We start from the raw sequence: 16,297 nt of genomic DNA on the forward strand, positions 1-16,297 counted from the left end.
GTTACTTCCACTTTGTGCTGATTGGATGAGCTGATCGAGATTTTCGAAGTGTTTCAATCATCTGCTTATCTTCATTTGCATCCTTACCTGCTTGTGGCTTTATGAGTGCGTGTTCAGCCTCTGCGTCGGCGCGCGCTTGTTCCTTGTCGATGGTGGGTACGTGTGAGGGCGTGTGCTGGCGCTCTTCCTTCAACACGTCGTCTCGTATCTCTTGAACGCCTTGGGATGCAAGGCCTTCAATTCGGGTTTTCTCATCTGGCTGATACAGGCTTTCAGAGGTGCGGCCGGCGTTGTTATTGGCCCCCTGATGAGTCTCTGGTGGCAGGTAATTATGGGTTTGCTGTTTGCGCTCATCGATTGCATCGGCATGCTCTTGTTTGGCTCTGACGATATCCTCGTGGCTTTGCGGCAATGCATCGTTTTTGTACTGCTCTGCCATGGCTTTCACTTCGTCGCTGTTGCCAAAGCTTTCCAGTAGTTCACTGCGTATACCTGCGTGCTCAGAGGTGGTGCCTTTGATGATGTCCACGTAATCGTCAAACCCCTCATTTTCACGACTTTCCTTTGCAAACTCCACAAAATTTTGAGTCAGATCATGGCCGATATTAAGTGAGCTGCTTTCAACGCGATTGGCGGCCTCGGTGTAACTTTGGGCCTCGGCAAGTTGCGCTTGCTGGGTTTGGGCATGGGTGGTGGCATCACTGATGCTTTGCAGGAAGGTCTCACTTTCCCCGTCAGTTTTATTGTGCGTGTCACTGGCTTGCTCACCGCTACTAAAGGACTTAATTGTGTTGATGTTTTTGGTGAATTGGTCCAGATAACTTTTTTGTTTATTCATCATTTCACTTTCCCTGAGGCGCGTGGTATCGGATTCATCGGTAGAGCCCTTTGCGCCTGCACTGGCTGATGCTGAGACACTTGAACCCGTCATTCCTCCGAACGGTGTGCTTAATTTTAATCCGGCTTCGCTGGCGACATAGAGGCCGGTTAACTCACTTAATGCCTCCTCTTCCGATTTTTCGAAGGTATCAGCGTAGGCTTTCACTGTGTTGCTCATGTCAGAGAAGCCCTTGTTGTGGCTGCCACTGTCACCGACGGCGCTTTGACTGCCGTAGCTGCTGGTCTGGTTAGTGGCGCTCATCTGGCTGAGTGCAGAGCTGTTGGCCGTTGCCATACTTTGGCTCAGAGATTCACCGGATAGCTGGCTGGCAGTGGTGCTGTCCGAGGCCGATTGTGACAGTGAGTGGGATATCACCTCATTACCACTGACATTGACTGGAAGCGCATTACTGAGCGCGCCACTGCCGCTAATGACCTGCTTGCCGCTATCAAAGGTGGTGGTGCTGTAACCGTCGCTGTCTTGCTGGGTAAACCCATGGGTGCGGCTCAGCCCGGCGGTATCGAGTTTATTGGCGTGGGTGTTGTTATAGCTGTAGTTATCGACCTGGGCATTACCTAAGTTGATGTCGCCGCTGGCGGCACTGGCTGAGGTACGGGCGTTGACGCTGTTCATCATGCCGGCAAACTGGTGGGACATGCTGCTCATGACCGCCGCGCCGCCTTTCATGATCAGTGGCACAATGAGTAGGGGCACGCTCATCATCAAAAAGCCGGTCATGGCCGCGTAACGTGAGTGCATCTCTTGCAGCGCATCGACATTGCTTAAGGTAATGCCGTGGTAGATATCGGCAATACCGGTCGCGTTGAGTGACAATCGGGTGGTCATGATGAAATTGATGAGGGCAAACATGACAGGCCAGGTGCCGAGATAGATAAAGCCCTTGATGTAGTTACCCAGTACCAGAAAGGTAAACTGGGGGATCATCGCGATAGCTGCCACCAAAAATGCCACTGAGCTAAAAAGTAAAAACAAAATGGATTGCAACATGGGCAAAAACTCTCTGGCTTGCAGTGCCATGCCCGCCCACATGGAGGTGGTTTGCATCTTGTTTTGGGTGTACGCATAGTTAAAGGCCGCCGCGGTGTTATTGCTGATGGCGGCGTTATCGGCCAGGCCATTACGCAGGGCGTTAATGGTCATGTTCTGTAAGGTGATTTGGGCGGCACTTTTGCTGATGTTGGCGTAGCGCTGATAGCCGTTGGCGAGACTGCGGTTTAAAAATGCCTGCTGGCTGGTGGCTTTATGCCCATAAATCCAACTGCCGAGCAGGTTAAGGTTGGCGGCGCTATCCGCTTCAAACAGGCGCTTGAGCCTGGGTAAGGCATCTTTACAGACGGGATAATCATCATAGCCCATCTGTATCGCGCGCAGCGGAGAGGGGGAGTGCGAGGCTAAAAAGTCCCAAATGTCAGGCGCATTGGCCAGCGCCTGCCAGGTGTATTTGCCATTGAGTAAGATGTCGCCTCTGATGCAACTGCTCATGTAGTGCTGCCAGTACCCTTTGAGCTGTGATTGTTGTAACTCACTTTGACGCGACAGGCGGTACAGCTTGGCGCCAAACATCATGCCGGTTTTACTGTACTGCTCATCATTAGGCGTATGGAAAATGTCTTCCACGGTTTGGGTGGCGGCGTGCATGTAGTGTGATGACCAAGACGCTGGGTAGGCCACGATAGCGGGCACATTATCGACACGATAATGATCGGTGGGATCGGCTAAATCGGTGATTTGCACGGCGGTGGTGGTATTAATAGCCAAGAGCGGCACCGCAAAGAAGACCGCGGCCCACTTGATGATGTCGTTATGATCACGCTTGATGAAAAATCGAAAGGCGGTCGCGACAATCGCAAACAAGGCGCAGATACTCATCATGCTGGCAAAACTATCAGACTGAAATAACACGGCTATGGCGTTCATGACTTGTGCGGCCACGTCCCCGTTGCTGTAAGTAAAGATCTCAACGGCCATGGTTAGTGCTCTCCAAAGGTTAAGTTGCTTTTCGCTTTCGCACTCATGGCGCCAGTGATTTGCTTTCTTATGTGTTGGTTCTGCATGATGAACTGGTGGGCGGCAATGGCTTCGCTTTGCGCTTTGGCGGTCAGGCCATCCAAAAAGCGGTTCGCATGAATAATGTCTCTCTCAATACGGTCGATGTCTTTGGGGTCATTATTGGTGGCAGTGATGGACGTTTTGACAATGGAGAGCATATTTTGCAGGTACAAGGTAATAAACTGCACGCTGATGACTTTGGCGTAGGTGTGGGTTTGAGGCGCGAGTCCAGCTTCAAGCTCGGTGCGCAACAAGGTCATCACCGGTAAGCTGGTGTATTCCAGCAGCGACTTGTCGTTATCAGTGAGCGAGATATCATTTTGCATCTTACTGGCCAGCTCCCTGAGCAAGGTTTCAACGCGGTATTGCAGGCCTTTATTGGCGGAGATTGTGGTCGTTGTTTGGCTCGGTGCCAGGCATTGATCTATGGCGTGGTTGCTGCATCGGTATATCTGGGCTTCACCGCCTGCCAACAGACTGTTAATTAAGTTGTTGTTATGGGTCAGCAGTGAGCCGTACCTCCTCGCATTCCCGCTAGCGTCATAGATATACGTGCCGGAAATGGACATGAGAAACTCGGCCAAGGTCGGATCATTGGCAAGAAAGCTGTTTTTTAATATCGCCGACCAGACGATATTGACGTTGTGACGCACCATGTCTTTCAGTGCCGGGTCATTTTTGGCATTCGCCAGCTGGTTATTGGCCTGGCCCCCGGCGCCGCATGCCTGTTGACCAGCGACCCAATCGGCAAACGCATTGTTTTGCGTGCCCATGGTGGCGCAAATGTATTTTTGACTGCCCGCCCCGGCAAAGCCTGCCAGCGCAGATACACCCGCTTGCGCCGCTTCGCAGGAGTTGATGGATTGATTCAGGTACTTATCCGCAATGGCGGTTAAGGTGTCCTTGATTTGTTTTATCTGTGGCGCCCAGGTTTGCAGAGCTAAGTCCACGGCAAAGGGCACGGCGTTAGCAATAATGGCTTTACCCTGCTGCACCAGTGCATCGGAGTTGATGTGACTGAACCCGCCCATGAACATATCGATGCCGCCACAGCCTGCGGCCACACTGGGCATCTGCACACTGACAAGCTGGGCATCCCGAATGTGACTGCGCACAAATAGGTTCCCGCCACTGTAGTAGTTCGCGCTCTGGCCTTTAAACGCCGCCGGGTGGGTGACATTCGCGCCATAGCCTAAGTGGTTGAAAAAATCATTGAGTGAGCCTGACACGCCTGCAGCATGAGCCATGGGCGTGAACAGCAGCGGCAGGGCGATAGCACCTGAGAGCAGGACGTCCTTCATCTCGGGTAAACGCGTCATGTTGAGTGCCTCTTGTACTGCCTAACGCTGGTTGTGGCCTGAACGGTGGTTTTACTCAGGACTTTAGTGCTGTTAAGGGCGTCACCTTTGGCCATGACATGGCGAGAGAGTAAGCCGCTTATCAGGCAGAGCAGGGGCGTGAGCACACACTTGAAAACAGTCATCATCAGAAATAGGTTAATGACGAGATAAAGCTCAGCCAGCGTCGGTAAATCGTGATAAATCGCCGTGAATGTTTTCATCTCTGTCTCCTATTGCATGCTGGCAATGACTATTGGGTCATTGAGTGAGTTGAGGTAACTGTGCTGCAACTGTGCCTGGCTGACGTCGCCCACCGTCAGGCGTACAAATTTGCGGGTGTTGACGTTAATCAAAAATGACGCCGGCACGGTGACATCGCGTGGATGTTCAAAGAAGGTGCTGGCGATATCAGGCGTGACCGGAATGGGCACCTCAAAGCCTGGAATACCTTGATTGTCGAGCGAGAACGCATAGGTGTAACTGCCCGTCTGCGCTGCCAGTTGTTGCAGTTTTGGGGCAAACGAGTGGCAATAGGGGCAATCTGAGCGAAAGAAGAATACCAAGGCATAATCACGCGGGTTTGCCGCTGATGAGAGCGCACCAGTCGAGGGGAATGGCAATGTTTGACTCGCCAATGCCGGGCGACTCAATGGCAGTAGCAGCCAGACCATCAACAAGGTGATCATCAAGAGTGTGGTGCGGCGGCGCCGCGTGTCCATCCGTCGTGTCATCATGTCATTCCTCGTGCTCGTCAACATTGAGGGAACCAGGTGGTTAACTCGGGTTAAAAGTCGGGGGCAAAATCGGTCGCCACATTGAGAAAACGGCCCAGTAAGTCAGCTTGTGAGATAAAGCCGTAAGCCAGTGGCTTCATCTCACCAGTGCCGGGATTCACCAGCACCAGCGCGGGACTAAAGGGCACCGCAAGATGCTGCTGGTTTTGTCTCGTGTGGTGAATACTGTCCAGCGCTTGCCCATCCAGGGTGACGCCTAGCAGGTCAATGCCGTGCTGGTCGGCGAATTGCTGCACACTCGGGGCGAGGGCTTTATCGATGGCCTCACGGCCTTTATAGACAAAGAATAATCCCCAACCAGCCTGTGCTAAGCGGCGCACCGCGCGGACTTTTTGACTGCGCTGCAATAATAGATAGGGGCGTCTGGCGGCTTGCTCCGTCGGATGGTTCTTGGTGTAAGACAGGGCGGGGTTAGCCAGCAGCACCTTTTTAAATGTCATGCCGTACAAGGAAGATTGCTCTGCGACGTATTGATTGAGCCGCATGGATTTCTCTACCTTGTTGGCATTGGTCGGGTTAATGACCGCATCATTGAGCGTGTCATCAAAGTATCTTTTAAACGATCGCAGCTGCTCCGTGGGACTGAGCGTGCGGGTGCGGGTGACTGTTACACTGGGCGCTGTCAGCTCTTGCTGCTTAGGTGGTGTGATGACAGTCTTGGGTTCGTTATACCAGCGCCAGCCCGCGGCATCACTGGCGTAGGCCGCACGCGTCAACGAAGACAGCATCACCATTACAACCGCCATCACGACTGCAATAACGACAGCGGTAGCCACCACCATGAATGAGTACGTCACGCCGCGAACTGCACAGGTCTTACTGGCTCGATAATGCGCAAGGGATAATGTGAACAATCCAACGCTCATGAGTCTCCTCCGACGGTCTGCTGGAGTCGTCGCTTGATCTCATCGGTGTTCGGCAGGGCCATGCCGTCATGCAAGTCCTCATAGAAATCAGAAAAGTCCATTTGGTTCATGTCGATGCGTTGTAATTGATTGGGGGTGAATGCGCGGCAATCAGGATGTTTGGCACTGCCAAAATTGAGCCCTAATTGGGCCTTACCTTCCTCCTGCACAATGCGGGCAAGCTTGCTGCTAAACGCACAATAGGATTTCTTTTTGCGGATACACAGGCCTAAGACTTTTTCAGCGCAGTATTGACCCAAACTGATGGTGAGTTTGTCCTCTTTAGCGTGGCCTAATGCCTTCTCTTCTTCGCTGCAGGTGGTGATGCCAATGTCATTACCCCAACCACTGTCCTGGCAGCAATTGCTTAACCCGATGGCTTTTATTGAACAGCGCATGATGTCGCCCTTGAAGATAATGGCGCTGTTCTCATTGATATTAGCCTTATCTTTAACGTCTTGGCCTGCTTCGCCTATTGCGGCTAACCCCGCCGCTGCGCGATTAAAATCCGGGCTTTGCGTGGCGGAGGGATCGTAATAATCGCCACTTAATGCAAAGGAGTCCTCGCCACAGACTAAGCCCACGTCCTGGCAACGTCGGGTTTCACACAGGCGTCGTTGTCGTTTTTCGATGCAAACGCCCCCTAATTGGGTGTGACAACGGGTTGATTGGAGCGTGCACTCACTCAATGCGGCGCAGGTGTTGGGGGTATTACATTGGTAAGTGTATTGTTTTTTCCAGCAATCACGGGTGATGGTGACACCGCCGATCTCACGAGTGTCAGGTCCTTCAATGCAGATCTCGGTCAATAACTGACACTCAGGCAGGATGGTCCCACACCGGCTTTTCCAGTCGAGTTCAACGACGGACTTTGTGTAGTGGACCGTGATGATAAGGTGGCTGGCATAGACATAATGTCGGTTAAATGACAGCACAAAAGGCACCACTGCGCCTCGATAAGGGAAAGTGGCATTGATGGAAGAGGGACAATAGCCTCCCGCGCAGTGCCCGGTTGATGTCAGTGTGATCGGCCCTAAAACTGCGCCATTTATCAAGAGTTGCAGTGAGCCTGGGCGTCCTTGTGTCCCCAGTGAGCCAGTGATGGAGATGGTGGTGAAGATTGAATTCGGGCTCGAAAAGGGGACCGTTAAAGGCGACAGGCCTATTAAGGGCGGCAGTGTGACGTCATGTCGGCGGGTGTGGACCTGTTTGGCGTAGAGCACGCTTTCACACGGTACGGGTGTGTGAGTGGGTACCGTGCAGGTGCGAGTCTGTGTGCTGAGATCACAGCGTAAGCCCTTGTCACAATCGTGATACTTGGATGAAATGCCGTGACTGATATTGTAAGCATCATTCTGGTAACCGATGGCGGCGTGATAGGCCGGATCATTTTCATCAATGGTCGGGCGTCCTTTATTGAATGAAGCTGTTACCGCTTGAGAGTGCGCATTACTGCTCGCCTCGCCCCGAGCGTCCGCACGTAATGCTGATGCATTATTAATGTAACGGGACTGCTCAGGATTGGCGACACCACGTTGACAGGCGGCGTCCTTACACAGTGCATTCACATCAAAATCAGTGAAACCCGGTTTATGCTGGTTGTGGTTGATGCTGTCTTTGGCCCACTGCACTTGATTGCGATAGTCAGTTTCGGTATTGGTATTCGTGGCCATCAGCGGCAATGACGCCACCAGGCTCATCAGTAACAGTAAGGATCTCATGGAGACCTCCTGGTTAATTCGCGGCGAGCCAATGCATTCGCTGCCACATCAGCCACGCTGCCGTGCTGGCTGAGTAACGTCAGAGCGTCATAGAGCGATACGTTGCCGTAGAGCACATCAAAATCATCAGCGAAGCAGGGTTGTTTGGCCTGACATCTCCCGGGCTTGATGGCCACAAAGGCAGGCACCTGGGTAATGCCAAATTGGCTAAACCACTGCGGGTTTATTGCAAAGCCACTGTTAATGGCTTGGCCCTGGTAATTTATCAGGCCATTCATCTGCTTGAGGGTGGCGGTAAAGCCTTGTGGCTGTACGCCACGTATGATGATGGGCACCTGCAAATCGGCGCTTTGCATCAGCAGTTGAGTGAGAGAAGTGCGGGGAAGCGACAAGGAGGCAAACACCATGATGCCTGTCGCATCGGCGGCGGAATTGGTTTGTCTGGCCTTGTCCAATATCGGTGACAGCGCCGTGTGCAGCGCACGCTTGGTATCGGCTTCAAAGGCGCGGGCTTTTTCCATGAGGCCGAATGTGTCTATGCCCATTACCGGTGCCGCATGGCGCAGGACCTGCTGCTCATGCTGACTCAATGCTTGCAGGGTGTCAGGTTGGTCATGTGCCGCTTGAGGTTGCGCCGTGAGGGTCGGTGAAAGCCAGCAGCTCAAGGCTATCAATCCTATCGCCATTAATGGATTGATTTGTTTAAATATTGACCACTTATCCACAGGAAATGTGGATAAGTGGTGAGTCATCGTGGCTCGCCTGGCTTGAGTCTGTTTTATCCCAGCCTGTTTCATTTCTCTCGGTTTCATTGGCTTCCCCTCATCATCACCCTCACAGGAACACACAATTGCGTTTTTTAAAGTTGATAAAGCCGAAGTTGTCACCTGAGACCGGATTGTCATGACCGCTTTCCCAAATCACCGTGGTTGTGGTGTAGGGATGCGCCCACGCGGCATCCGCAATGGTATTGGTCATCTGATAGCGATAACGGGATTTGGGTAAAATCGGCATCGGGGTTTGATAGCAAATCGCGCCATCATCCCCGTGGGACTCCCACACCAGGCCTTGGCGGTGCAATTTGTAGTTCAACCGCTCTAAGATAAGCGTGCCCGCCTGAATAGGCGTATCGCGATAATTGGTGGTGCCAGTCAGCGGGTAGGCGGAGCCTTGCGAGCCCATACACCAGAACAGTGCATCAAACGGCAACACGTTGTTGGTGGAAGTGGCTATCGCTTCGGTGGCGCAGGCCAGTTGTGAGGTGACATTGCCAAACAAAATTGCTTCGGGGTTGAGAATAAAGGCCAGCTCATCATCATCCCACAGCGGGTCAATTTCAGTCAGGTAGGCGATATCAAAGTTGTCGGTGGCCATGCAGGCGCCGCTTTGGATGATTTGCAGCCAGTAAATGATGGGGTACTTGTACCAGTGGCCATGATAAAACGCGCCATCGGAGGCATCGTTGTCACGATGGGTGGTGCGCCCGCCAATCTGCGGCAGGTTCTCGCCGCCCAGACTCATGCCCATGTTCACCATGCAATAGGGAACTCTCGTCACATCAACCAGCGTATCGGGCTCCCAGTAACCGATATTGAGCCCAATCTGCAGATACACCGGCGGTGGCTTCGGGCAGTAAGAGATGGGCATGCTCGGGTTGCGCGTGTCGGGCAAGCTGCCGGGAATGATTGGCACTCGGCCAATGGTGAACGGGAAGATACACGACCAGCAGATATCCGTCATGGGATTAACGAAAGTGCCCGTACATGAGGCCCCCTGAGCGCGCGCATTGAAGGGCACACTCAACAGACACACCGCCGCGAGTAAACACCCTAAGGATTGCGGGCTACTCATGAGGTTGCGCCTCGGCGTCGATGAAATTTGGGTAGTGCGATACGTCGATTTCTTGTATTTGCCATTGGACTCCTACCTGCTTCACTACTGACGGCACCCGCTTCAGGGTGAGCTTGCGGCTCAGGTTGCCTTGCTGGTCAAAGTAAATGCGCGCGCTGAGCTGCTGGTGGGTGGTTTCAGGCTCACCGCCAGTGAGGATCCATTTGATGGTCTTATTACTCTCATTGGTCTCATGGCCAGCCGCGTGCTGACGTTGGTACTCCTGTGCCCACAGGCGCTGCTGCACATCATCACCATTAAAAAACACCAAGATTTTATTGAATTGGAATTGCGCCTTAGCGGCGCGCGCCATGGCAGGCCAGGTGGCGGGGTCAAACGGGTTGATCTGCATCCCTTTCGGATAAATAAGCTTACCGTCAGTGCCGGTAATATCACTGGAGAGGGTCAAGGTGGGATCCACGCTGAACACCTCCGGGGAGGTGGTGGTGACAAGTCCCACAGGGCGGGGGCGCCTGACGCTGGCTTTCACCGTGTCTTTAAATTGCTGCTGCATGCTAGCGAGCTCGCCTGTCTGCTCCAAGGTTTTCAGGCGCTGCGCTATCCATTGCAGCATGTCGATCTCAGTGATGGGAAACACCTGGCCAACCACGCCCAAATCTTTAGCCTGTGCACCTGGGATCAACCCCAATGACAGGGTGAGAAGTACGGCCCGGAAGGTGTTCATTCATCACTCCCGTCTATCGAATCGATGTCGGTGATCTGGCTTGTTTGTTTTGCCTCATTTTGTGCGTGCAGTGCATCGAGTAACGCGTGCTGTATGTTGGCTGTCACATCTCTGGCGCCACTGACAATCGCCGGACTGACCAAGATGGTGACCTTGTTATCCAGAGCGTACTGCTTGACAACATTATCCAGCGTGCGGGTAAAACGCTGGATCTCAACCTCACGCTTTGCATCACTCAAGTGGCTTTTGGCGATGTCTTGCTCAAAAGTTGTGATGGTGTGGTTCATGTCGAACTCGACAATTTCCTTGTCGAGCAATCGCTGGACGGTGAATGCTGCATTAATACCGATCATCAAGGCGAAGAGCGTGAGCGGTAATGTGGTGTGCGTGAACAGAGGAGTGGACATTATGCGGCCTCCGGAGCGGAGTCTGGATCGGGTTCGACGTCAGCATGGCAGCGCTGTGGTTTTGCCGCCTCGATGATGGCATCAAAGCGTTGCATCTCTTTGGGATAGAAATGCAGTGCGGTGTGCTCAATGGCATCCAGCAGGGACATGCCGCGTTTGATGAGAGTTTCGCAATACTCAAATTCGTTAGGCTCAGTGGAGAGCATGGCGCGCGACCAGGGATCGGCAAACACGCGATGAAACGACACCGTGCCACCGGCTTTGAGCATCACACACGAGTGGCCGGCATCATTGGCGCGCGGGAATGACTTAATCATTTTTTGCTCGAACGGGGTAAAGTGATCCGGGTGAGTGGCTAAAAAGTCACTCAAGCCGTCGCCTTGACGCAGGGTGATCTGAATGTCTGAGCTGTTCAGCGCCGCCTCCGCTTCCGCGTTGGCAAAGAAATCGTTAATGCCCTGGGTGACGGTGGCAAAACTGCCGCCAAACTTACGCGCGGTGCGGTAGCCTTCGTTAATGAAGTCTTTGCTTTGCGCATTGGCCCCGCTCATTAATGACCAGGCTTCCTCGATGATGCACACCTTCGGAATGGCGCGTTGGCCTGAGAGGAACATCTGTTGATTGATGGCCACCATGAGCGCAAACACCACTGGTCGTTGCAGCTCACCTTTAAATCCATCCAACTCCAGCGTGGTAATGTCGATATTGGGGTCGAGCTGTGACGGCTTATTGAAGATGGCGCCGTGGATCCCCTCAATGCAGTATTTATTGAGCTGGGCGGCGATATCACTGATGCGCCTGTCATCATTTTTGTGGTGGGCGATGTCATACAAGGCCTGCTGCACGTCATCAATCAGCGCAAGATTGCCCTTGAGTTGCCAGGCAATTAAAATCGCATCGCCGAGGATGGCGCTTTGAAACCCGTTCAGCTTTTCATCGGGGGAGGCCATGGTGGCAATCAGGGCGGTGATGTTGCCCAGCACTTCGGTGATGGGATCGATCGTTTCACCTTGTTCATTGACAATGTCGCCGAAGGTACCCGCATCGCGCACTTGTTGTATTTTGCCCAGATGGGTAAAGGGATTGAGGTGGATTTGGGTATGGTCAAGATAGACGCCGCCGAGCGTCTGGGTGAGTTTCTTATAGCTCTCACCTTTATCTAAGATCCACACTTTACCGCCTCGGGCAAAAATGGATTTCACTAACGCTTGGGTGAAGAAAGATTTCCCCGCGCCTGAGCCGCCGGTGATGGCCATGTTGTAGTTGTCACTGCCACAGTGGAACGGGTCGAAGAAACTGATTTGGTGGCGCATTGTCGGCAGCAGTAATCCACCTGACAGGCGTTTATAGTCAGCTACCACGGGCAAAAAGTTGACTAAGTTTGAGGTCTTCATCATGAAGGTCAGCCCGGCGTGGGTGCTGTCCTTCATAAAACCCTCACTCATGCAGAACGGCAAGGTCGACAGGGCGCACAGTCCTTGTAGCATGTTGGCTTTAATCAGCTCAAGACCGGCACTGCGAAACGTCGATATTGCCTTCGCCGTGTCATTACGCTGGTTGGCTTCTGTGGTGTAAAGGGTGACGTTCATCGTCATGGTGCAGATGGTAAAGTCGCCATCCCCTAAGCCCGTTTGTAATTGCTTGCGCTCGGCCAACTCATCCGCCGCGCCAGGAATAAGCAATCGCATCGGTGAACTCACCGTTTTGGTGAGTGAGCTTATCTTGCTGTCATTGCGGGTGACTTGCTCACCGGTCTTATTGATAAAGAAGCTGACGCTAATGCGGTGCGGGCACTGCAAGCTGTTCATGGTGGTGGTCATGGAGGCAAGGCAATTAGGGAACGCGTACAGCCTGAAATCATTCGGCAGACGTTTAAGCCCTAAACTGACTAAGGTCGTCAGTACTGGCACATCATCTGGCTCATTGTCTGCGATGGGCGTGTGACGGATATTGATCCCGTCCCGGTTAACGATGAACTCACTGTCCGGACTGAGTATTTGCGTATTAAGTGGCTGATACTCGTTATAGGTGGCCGCGACAGGGCGGTCCTGACGGTGATTAAAGTTGAGGTGTTCACGGCAATGCGCAATGAGCGCCGCAGCCGATAACCGCTCAATGTACATCCCGGTTTGGGCGAGCTCTGACTCCAGTCCCAGGCGCATATCGATCAAGGCCGTCCTGTCTTGCGTGGTGGAGACAAACAGCCAGGCTTTACTGTGCTTAATATCATAGTGATAAGCCCGACTGAGCTTGGTACCAAAGCCATGCTTGGCACTGTGCTTAGCGTAAATCGCCTCGTTAAAGGCAAACTTATCGCAAATGGCATGACGGCCACTGAGCAGCGCCTGGTTTTGCTCAATGAGCTCACCGATCTGATTGTTACCGACCATGACAAACTGATAATTCCACTTGTCGCCCTCTGGCAAGGTACAGACGATGGCATTGAGTGCCGTGATGAGATCATCATTGGCCCCACTGAACAGTGACAGGGAAAAGCCGAACCCGCGCGAGTGAGCATTATCAAATACCTGCTCTTCCTCATCAAAGCACCGGTACGGCAATTCGTGATGCAGGTGATTATGAGTGTGCTGGCTGGACGCAAACAGTCCTGACAGTTCGGTGTTGATATCGCGCATGGTTAATCCCCTCTGATGTATTGCACGGGACGCCCTGTCCAGCGGCTTTTATCGAGTACGATGTACACATCGGTGGTGTCGACGTAATCGCCGTGTGCATTGATGAACGGAAAAATGGTGATCTTCTGCACGGAGTCTGAGGTGCGCAGAGGAAATCCGTGTCGGTCGCGGCGAGGCAGGGGAATAAAATCCATCGCGTCGACGGGTAACCTCGCACCGCCGGATAACCTGACAGCCATCGATGGCTGAGCGCGTTGCGCAATGCTGAACGCCTGCACCGCTGGGCTGGTGGCTTGGGGGTGATTGAACCCCCCCGTGTCCGTGAGGTGTCTCACTTCCATCATGTCGGTACAGCCGTTGATCCCGCCGACTTTATCGCAGGCGTAATCGCCATCGAGCCCCGCTGCGCAGCCCGTGAGGCTGGCAGTGATAATGGCAGTGATAATGGCCATGACAATCCATGAACGCCGTGAGGTGACTGTTAAATCAATATTCAAAATAAACTCCTTAACTATCGTCAATAGGGGCGGCGTTTCGCTCAACCGCTACTGTGTGCGACCAAACGGTGAATTCACCGGAATGCGTTGCCCTTGCTGGTGATAACGCTGCGGTGGTGTGAGTAACTGAGTTGCCGATGAACTCGGTGTATTCGGTGTGTTCGCGGCCCGTGGCGCAATGTCATCGGGCATTCGCTCGAACAGTGGATTGCTGATGGTATTGAGAATTTGCGCCGTACTGGACAGCGGCGTTTGGGTTTGATTGGCGAGCGCCTCTTCGTATTCACTTATCCCCACGGGATCCAGCGGAAAGCCTTTGAGGAACACGATATTGACGGTGTTGCCCGGATTGAGCTCAATAATCGGGTGGTATTGCTCAGCAAGCTTGATGTAATAGTCAGCCAGTTTGCTGCCGACACTGGCACTTGCAGAGCCTGCCAGGTTGAGCAGGGCATCGCCGCCACTCAGGGTGGTGGTTGACCCCAGCGGCGAGGTTGAGGTGGTTTCGCTGAGCGCTTTGCCGGTTTCACCGATCCCCGTTAAAATGCCTGACACCCCCGCCATCTTCACAATCTTGCCGTTTTTCATGATGGTGGTGCCACGAATACCATTGCGGCCAAAGTTAAACACCGTGCCTTCAACGGGGATATCGATAATGTCATCATCAAAAATGCAACTGAGGCGCTGGGTCCTGACAATGCCACGACTGGAGGATATCTCACCGTACACGGCGCCGATGATGGTGCAGTTAGTGAGCCTGGAGGGTTTACCGTTAGGCAGGATGCCTGCATTAAGCGTTTGAAACACCATGGGCACGGTATCGCCTTGGCCGTTCACGCCGGCGTTGGCATCGGCGCCACCGGTAATGACTGCGGTGACAAATGTCCCCGCAGGCACATAGTTATCGGTGGTGCGTTTTTGTGGCAGGTTTAGCTCTGGGCTTTGCCAACTGAGGGTGAAAGAATCAATGCCGTTTTGTGTCGCGGGCGGCGTGATGCTACTGCCTTGATAGGCGGCATTACTTGAATCGTAACGGCCTGCGACGGGTCTTGGGGGGAGGGTGTACTGGCCTGAGACATTGGAGTGTTGATTGTTGCCGTTACGGGGGAGCCCTTGAGGGCTGCCCAGTCCCAGTGGATCGACGTCATGATTGACTCCACTCCTGCTTGCAGCTGAACTGCCAGACTCATTGAGCAATGAGGCGGTGGCCGTGTCTAGCTGGTGGTCAATCTTGTCGGTCACTCCCTGCTGAAAACGCCCAAGCTTGCGCTTCAAGTCGAGAGTGGCGGTGTGGTTATTGCGCTCTATGTTTTCAATGGTTTTCACCAGTTTATCAAGGGTGCGCTGCTGGGCATCGAGCGCGTTCTGCTGCGCGGTAAGGGCGGATTGATTGTCCTTTTCGGTAAAATCATTATCGATGACAGCACCAAAATCGATGGCCGCAGGTTCACCCAAGGGCTCGGCATCACTTCCCATGTAATAGTCAGTGGCAAAATATATGCCTCCCGCCAGGGTGACCAATATCGTCAGTATTATCCAGTTGCGCTGACCGTTGGCTTCATTGAGGGCCTGGCCTTGGTCAAAATCGCCTTGCGGGTCTTTTTTGAAATAATCGATAAGGGATCTCATTGCATGGCCTCCCCGCCAGACACCACGAAGAGGTGACCTACCTGTTGTGAATTCAGGCTGGGAGTGGACAAGGCCGCCGCGCGTACGGTGGCTGAATAGAACTGGGCAGTAGTGAGGGGCATCACGTGGGGTGAATGATTGGTGAGCCGGTAAATGATGCCGTTGAAATGCTTGCCAGTGAACACCATGGCGGGCTCGGTGGTGAGTCCCGTCGGAGTGGGCAACGGATCTTCGGTGCTGACAGAACGATGCGCAAATCCTTTATGGCTGCGACGGTTCAGCGCTTGTTTCAGTGCCTCTTGGGTGTTATCGATGAGATGCACCTGATAGCCGTTAATCTGCGCGCCGGTTGCGAGGTAATGCATCATCTGCGCGATGAACTCACTCATCATGCTGGTATAGGGACTGTCTTTATCAAAGGCAGACGGGTGCGTCTGGGCGTTTGGGTTGGCGGTAAAGATGGAGGTGACCGCAGGTTTGGCTTTAGGGGTGATGAATAGCCCAAAGTGACGGCCCTTTGCGGTAGAGATATAGGCCGTAAAAGGCGCGGCCAGATTGAGGCTCATCCGTGCGGCGCCTGAGTTATCGGTCTTGGTGCCCGTCACCACGCAAAACCCTTCGGGGCAGTCTATCGAGGTGATTTTGTCATCTTTGACCACCAGTCGATTGATGTCGACACTGGAGAGCACCACGGGCACGGTCTCACTGTCATTGAAGTGGTACTGGGTCGGTGGCGTGTTTTGTGCCAATGCATGGCCTGATAGTGTCATCGAGAGCGCAAGCGAGAGTGTAAAAAAGAGTGTCATAGGAAATGCCATACACCAGGCGCGCATTCCCCTTGCT

The 16,297-nt window shown here is 53.3% G+C and carries 14 protein-coding genes; all 14 read right to left on the reverse strand.

Going from position 1 to position 16,297, the window contains the following annotated elements; genetic code table 11:
- Position 1: 1 nt before the first annotated feature.
- Positions 2-2,869, reverse strand: a complete 2,868-nt coding sequence (traG, locus tag FS373_RS18415) for a conjugal transfer mating-pair stabilization protein TraG (RefSeq protein WP_152830152.1) — start codon at positions 2,867-2,869, stop codon at positions 2-4.
- Between the two features lie 2 nt (positions 2,870-2,871).
- Positions 2,872-4,269, reverse strand: a complete 1,398-nt coding sequence (locus FS373_RS18420; protein WP_227992972.1) for a conjugal transfer protein TraH — start codon at positions 4,267-4,269, stop codon at positions 2,872-2,874.
- Entirely contained in the window at positions 4,266-4,511 is a 246-nt protein-coding gene (locus FS373_RS18425) for a hypothetical protein (protein WP_152830154.1), read from the reverse strand. The genes FS373_RS18420 and FS373_RS18425 overlap by 4 nt, the downstream gene beginning before the upstream one ends.
- 9 nt (positions 4,512-4,520) lie before the next feature.
- Positions 4,521-5,024, reverse strand: coding sequence for a type-F conjugative transfer system pilin assembly thiol-disulfide isomerase TrbB (gene trbB, locus FS373_RS18430; protein WP_227992975.1), 504 nt, complete (start codon positions 5,022-5,024; stop codon positions 4,521-4,523).
- A 50-nt stretch (positions 5,025-5,074) separates the two neighbouring features.
- Positions 5,075-5,950: a type-F conjugative transfer system pilin assembly protein TraF gene (gene traF / locus FS373_RS18435; RefSeq protein ID WP_152830161.1), complete on the reverse strand. Its 876-nt coding sequence runs from the start codon at positions 5,948-5,950 to the stop codon at positions 5,075-5,077.
- Positions 5,947-7,710, reverse strand: coding sequence for a type-F conjugative transfer system mating-pair stabilization protein TraN (gene traN, locus FS373_RS18440; protein WP_152830170.1), 1,764 nt, complete (start codon positions 7,708-7,710; stop codon positions 5,947-5,949). Before traN ends, traF begins: the two co-directional genes overlap by 4 nt.
- A complete protein-coding gene (gene trbC / locus FS373_RS18445; RefSeq protein WP_227992977.1) occupies positions 7,707-8,522 on the reverse strand; it encodes a type-F conjugative transfer system pilin assembly protein TrbC in 816 nt (271 codons plus the stop codon). The genes traN and trbC overlap by 4 nt, the downstream gene beginning before the upstream one ends.
- A gap of 22 nt (positions 8,523-8,544) precedes the next feature.
- The gene (gene traU, locus FS373_RS18450) at positions 8,545-9,561 is read right to left on the reverse strand and encodes a conjugal transfer pilus assembly protein TraU (protein WP_144044826.1); all 1,017 of its coding nucleotides are present in this window, start codon (positions 9,559-9,561) and stop codon (positions 8,545-8,547) included.
- A complete protein-coding gene (traW, locus tag FS373_RS18455) occupies positions 9,554-10,285 on the reverse strand; it encodes a type-F conjugative transfer system protein TraW (protein ID WP_152830172.1) in 732 nt (243 codons plus the stop codon). Before traW ends, traU begins: the two co-directional genes overlap by 8 nt.
- The gene (locus tag FS373_RS18460) at positions 10,282-10,692 is read right to left on the reverse strand and encodes a TrbI F-type domain-containing protein (RefSeq protein WP_144044828.1); all 411 of its coding nucleotides are present in this window, start codon (positions 10,690-10,692) and stop codon (positions 10,282-10,284) included. Before FS373_RS18460 ends, traW begins: the two co-directional genes overlap by 4 nt.
- Positions 10,692-13,328 carry a type IV secretion system protein TraC gene (gene traC / locus FS373_RS18465; RefSeq protein ID WP_152830174.1) on the reverse strand — a complete coding sequence of 879 codons (2,637 nt, stop codon included), beginning with the start codon at positions 13,326-13,328 and terminating at the stop codon, positions 10,692-10,694. Before traC ends, FS373_RS18460 begins: the two co-directional genes overlap by 1 nt.
- Positions 13,329-13,330: 2 nt before the next feature.
- Positions 13,331-13,780 carry a type IV conjugative transfer system lipoprotein TraV gene (gene traV / locus FS373_RS18470; RefSeq protein WP_194165902.1) on the reverse strand — a complete coding sequence of 150 codons (450 nt, stop codon included), beginning with the start codon at positions 13,778-13,780 and terminating at the stop codon, positions 13,331-13,333.
- A 93-nt stretch (positions 13,781-13,873) separates the two neighbouring features.
- Entirely contained in the window at positions 13,874-15,454 is a 1,581-nt protein-coding gene (locus FS373_RS18475) for a TrbI/VirB10 family protein (RefSeq protein WP_152830178.1), read from the reverse strand.
- On the reverse strand, positions 15,451-16,260 hold the full coding sequence (gene traK, locus FS373_RS18480) for a type-F conjugative transfer system secretin TraK (protein ID WP_152830318.1): 810 nt from the start codon (positions 16,258-16,260) through the stop codon (positions 15,451-15,453). The genes FS373_RS18475 and traK overlap by 4 nt, the downstream gene beginning before the upstream one ends.
- Between the last annotated feature and the right edge of the window lie 37 nt (positions 16,261-16,297).

It is taken from the genome of Shewanella sp. YLB-07, assembly GCF_009377275.1.

Bases quoted from the DNA above. Each gene is read 5' to 3' on its own strand.
- traG (WP_152830152.1), bottom strand. From the start codon at position 2,869: ATGGCCGTTGAGATCTTTACTTACAGCAACGGGGACGTGGCCGCACAA.
- FS373_RS18420 (WP_227992972.1), bottom strand. From the start codon at position 4,269: ATGACGCGTTTACCCGAGATGAAGGACGTCCTGCTCTCAGGTGCTATC.
- FS373_RS18425 (WP_152830154.1), bottom strand. From the start codon at position 4,511: ATGAAAACATTCACGGCGATTTATCACGATTTACCGACGCTGGCTGAG.
- trbB (WP_227992975.1), bottom strand. From the start codon at position 5,024: ATGATGACACGACGGATGGACACGCGGCGCCGCCGCACCACACTCTTG.
- traF (WP_152830161.1), bottom strand. From the start codon at position 5,950: ATGAGCGTTGGATTGTTCACATTATCCCTTGCGCATTATCGAGCCAGT.
- traN (WP_152830170.1), bottom strand. From the start codon at position 7,710: ATGAGATCCTTACTGTTACTGATGAGCCTGGTGGCGTCATTGCCGCTG.
- trbC (WP_227992977.1), bottom strand. From the start codon at position 8,522: ATGAAACCGAGAGAAATGAAACAGGCTGGGATAAAACAGACTCAAGCC.
- traU (WP_144044826.1), bottom strand. From the start codon at position 9,561: ATGAGTAGCCCGCAATCCTTAGGGTGTTTACTCGCGGCGGTGTGTCTG.
- traW (WP_152830172.1), bottom strand. From the start codon at position 10,285: ATGAACACCTTCCGGGCCGTACTTCTCACCCTGTCATTGGGGTTGATC.
- FS373_RS18460 (WP_144044828.1), bottom strand. From the start codon at position 10,692: ATGTCCACTCCTCTGTTCACGCACACCACATTACCGCTCACGCTCTTC.
- traC (WP_152830174.1), bottom strand. From the start codon at position 13,328: ATGCGCGATATCAACACCGAACTGTCAGGACTGTTTGCGTCCAGCCAG.
- traV (WP_194165902.1), bottom strand. From the start codon at position 13,780: ATGGCCATTATCACTGCCATTATCACTGCCAGCCTCACGGGCTGCGCA.
- FS373_RS18475 (WP_152830178.1), bottom strand. From the start codon at position 15,454: ATGAGATCCCTTATCGATTATTTCAAAAAAGACCCGCAAGGCGATTTT.
- traK (WP_152830318.1), bottom strand. From the start codon at position 16,260: ATGACACTCTTTTTTACACTCTCGCTTGCGCTCTCGATGACACTATCA.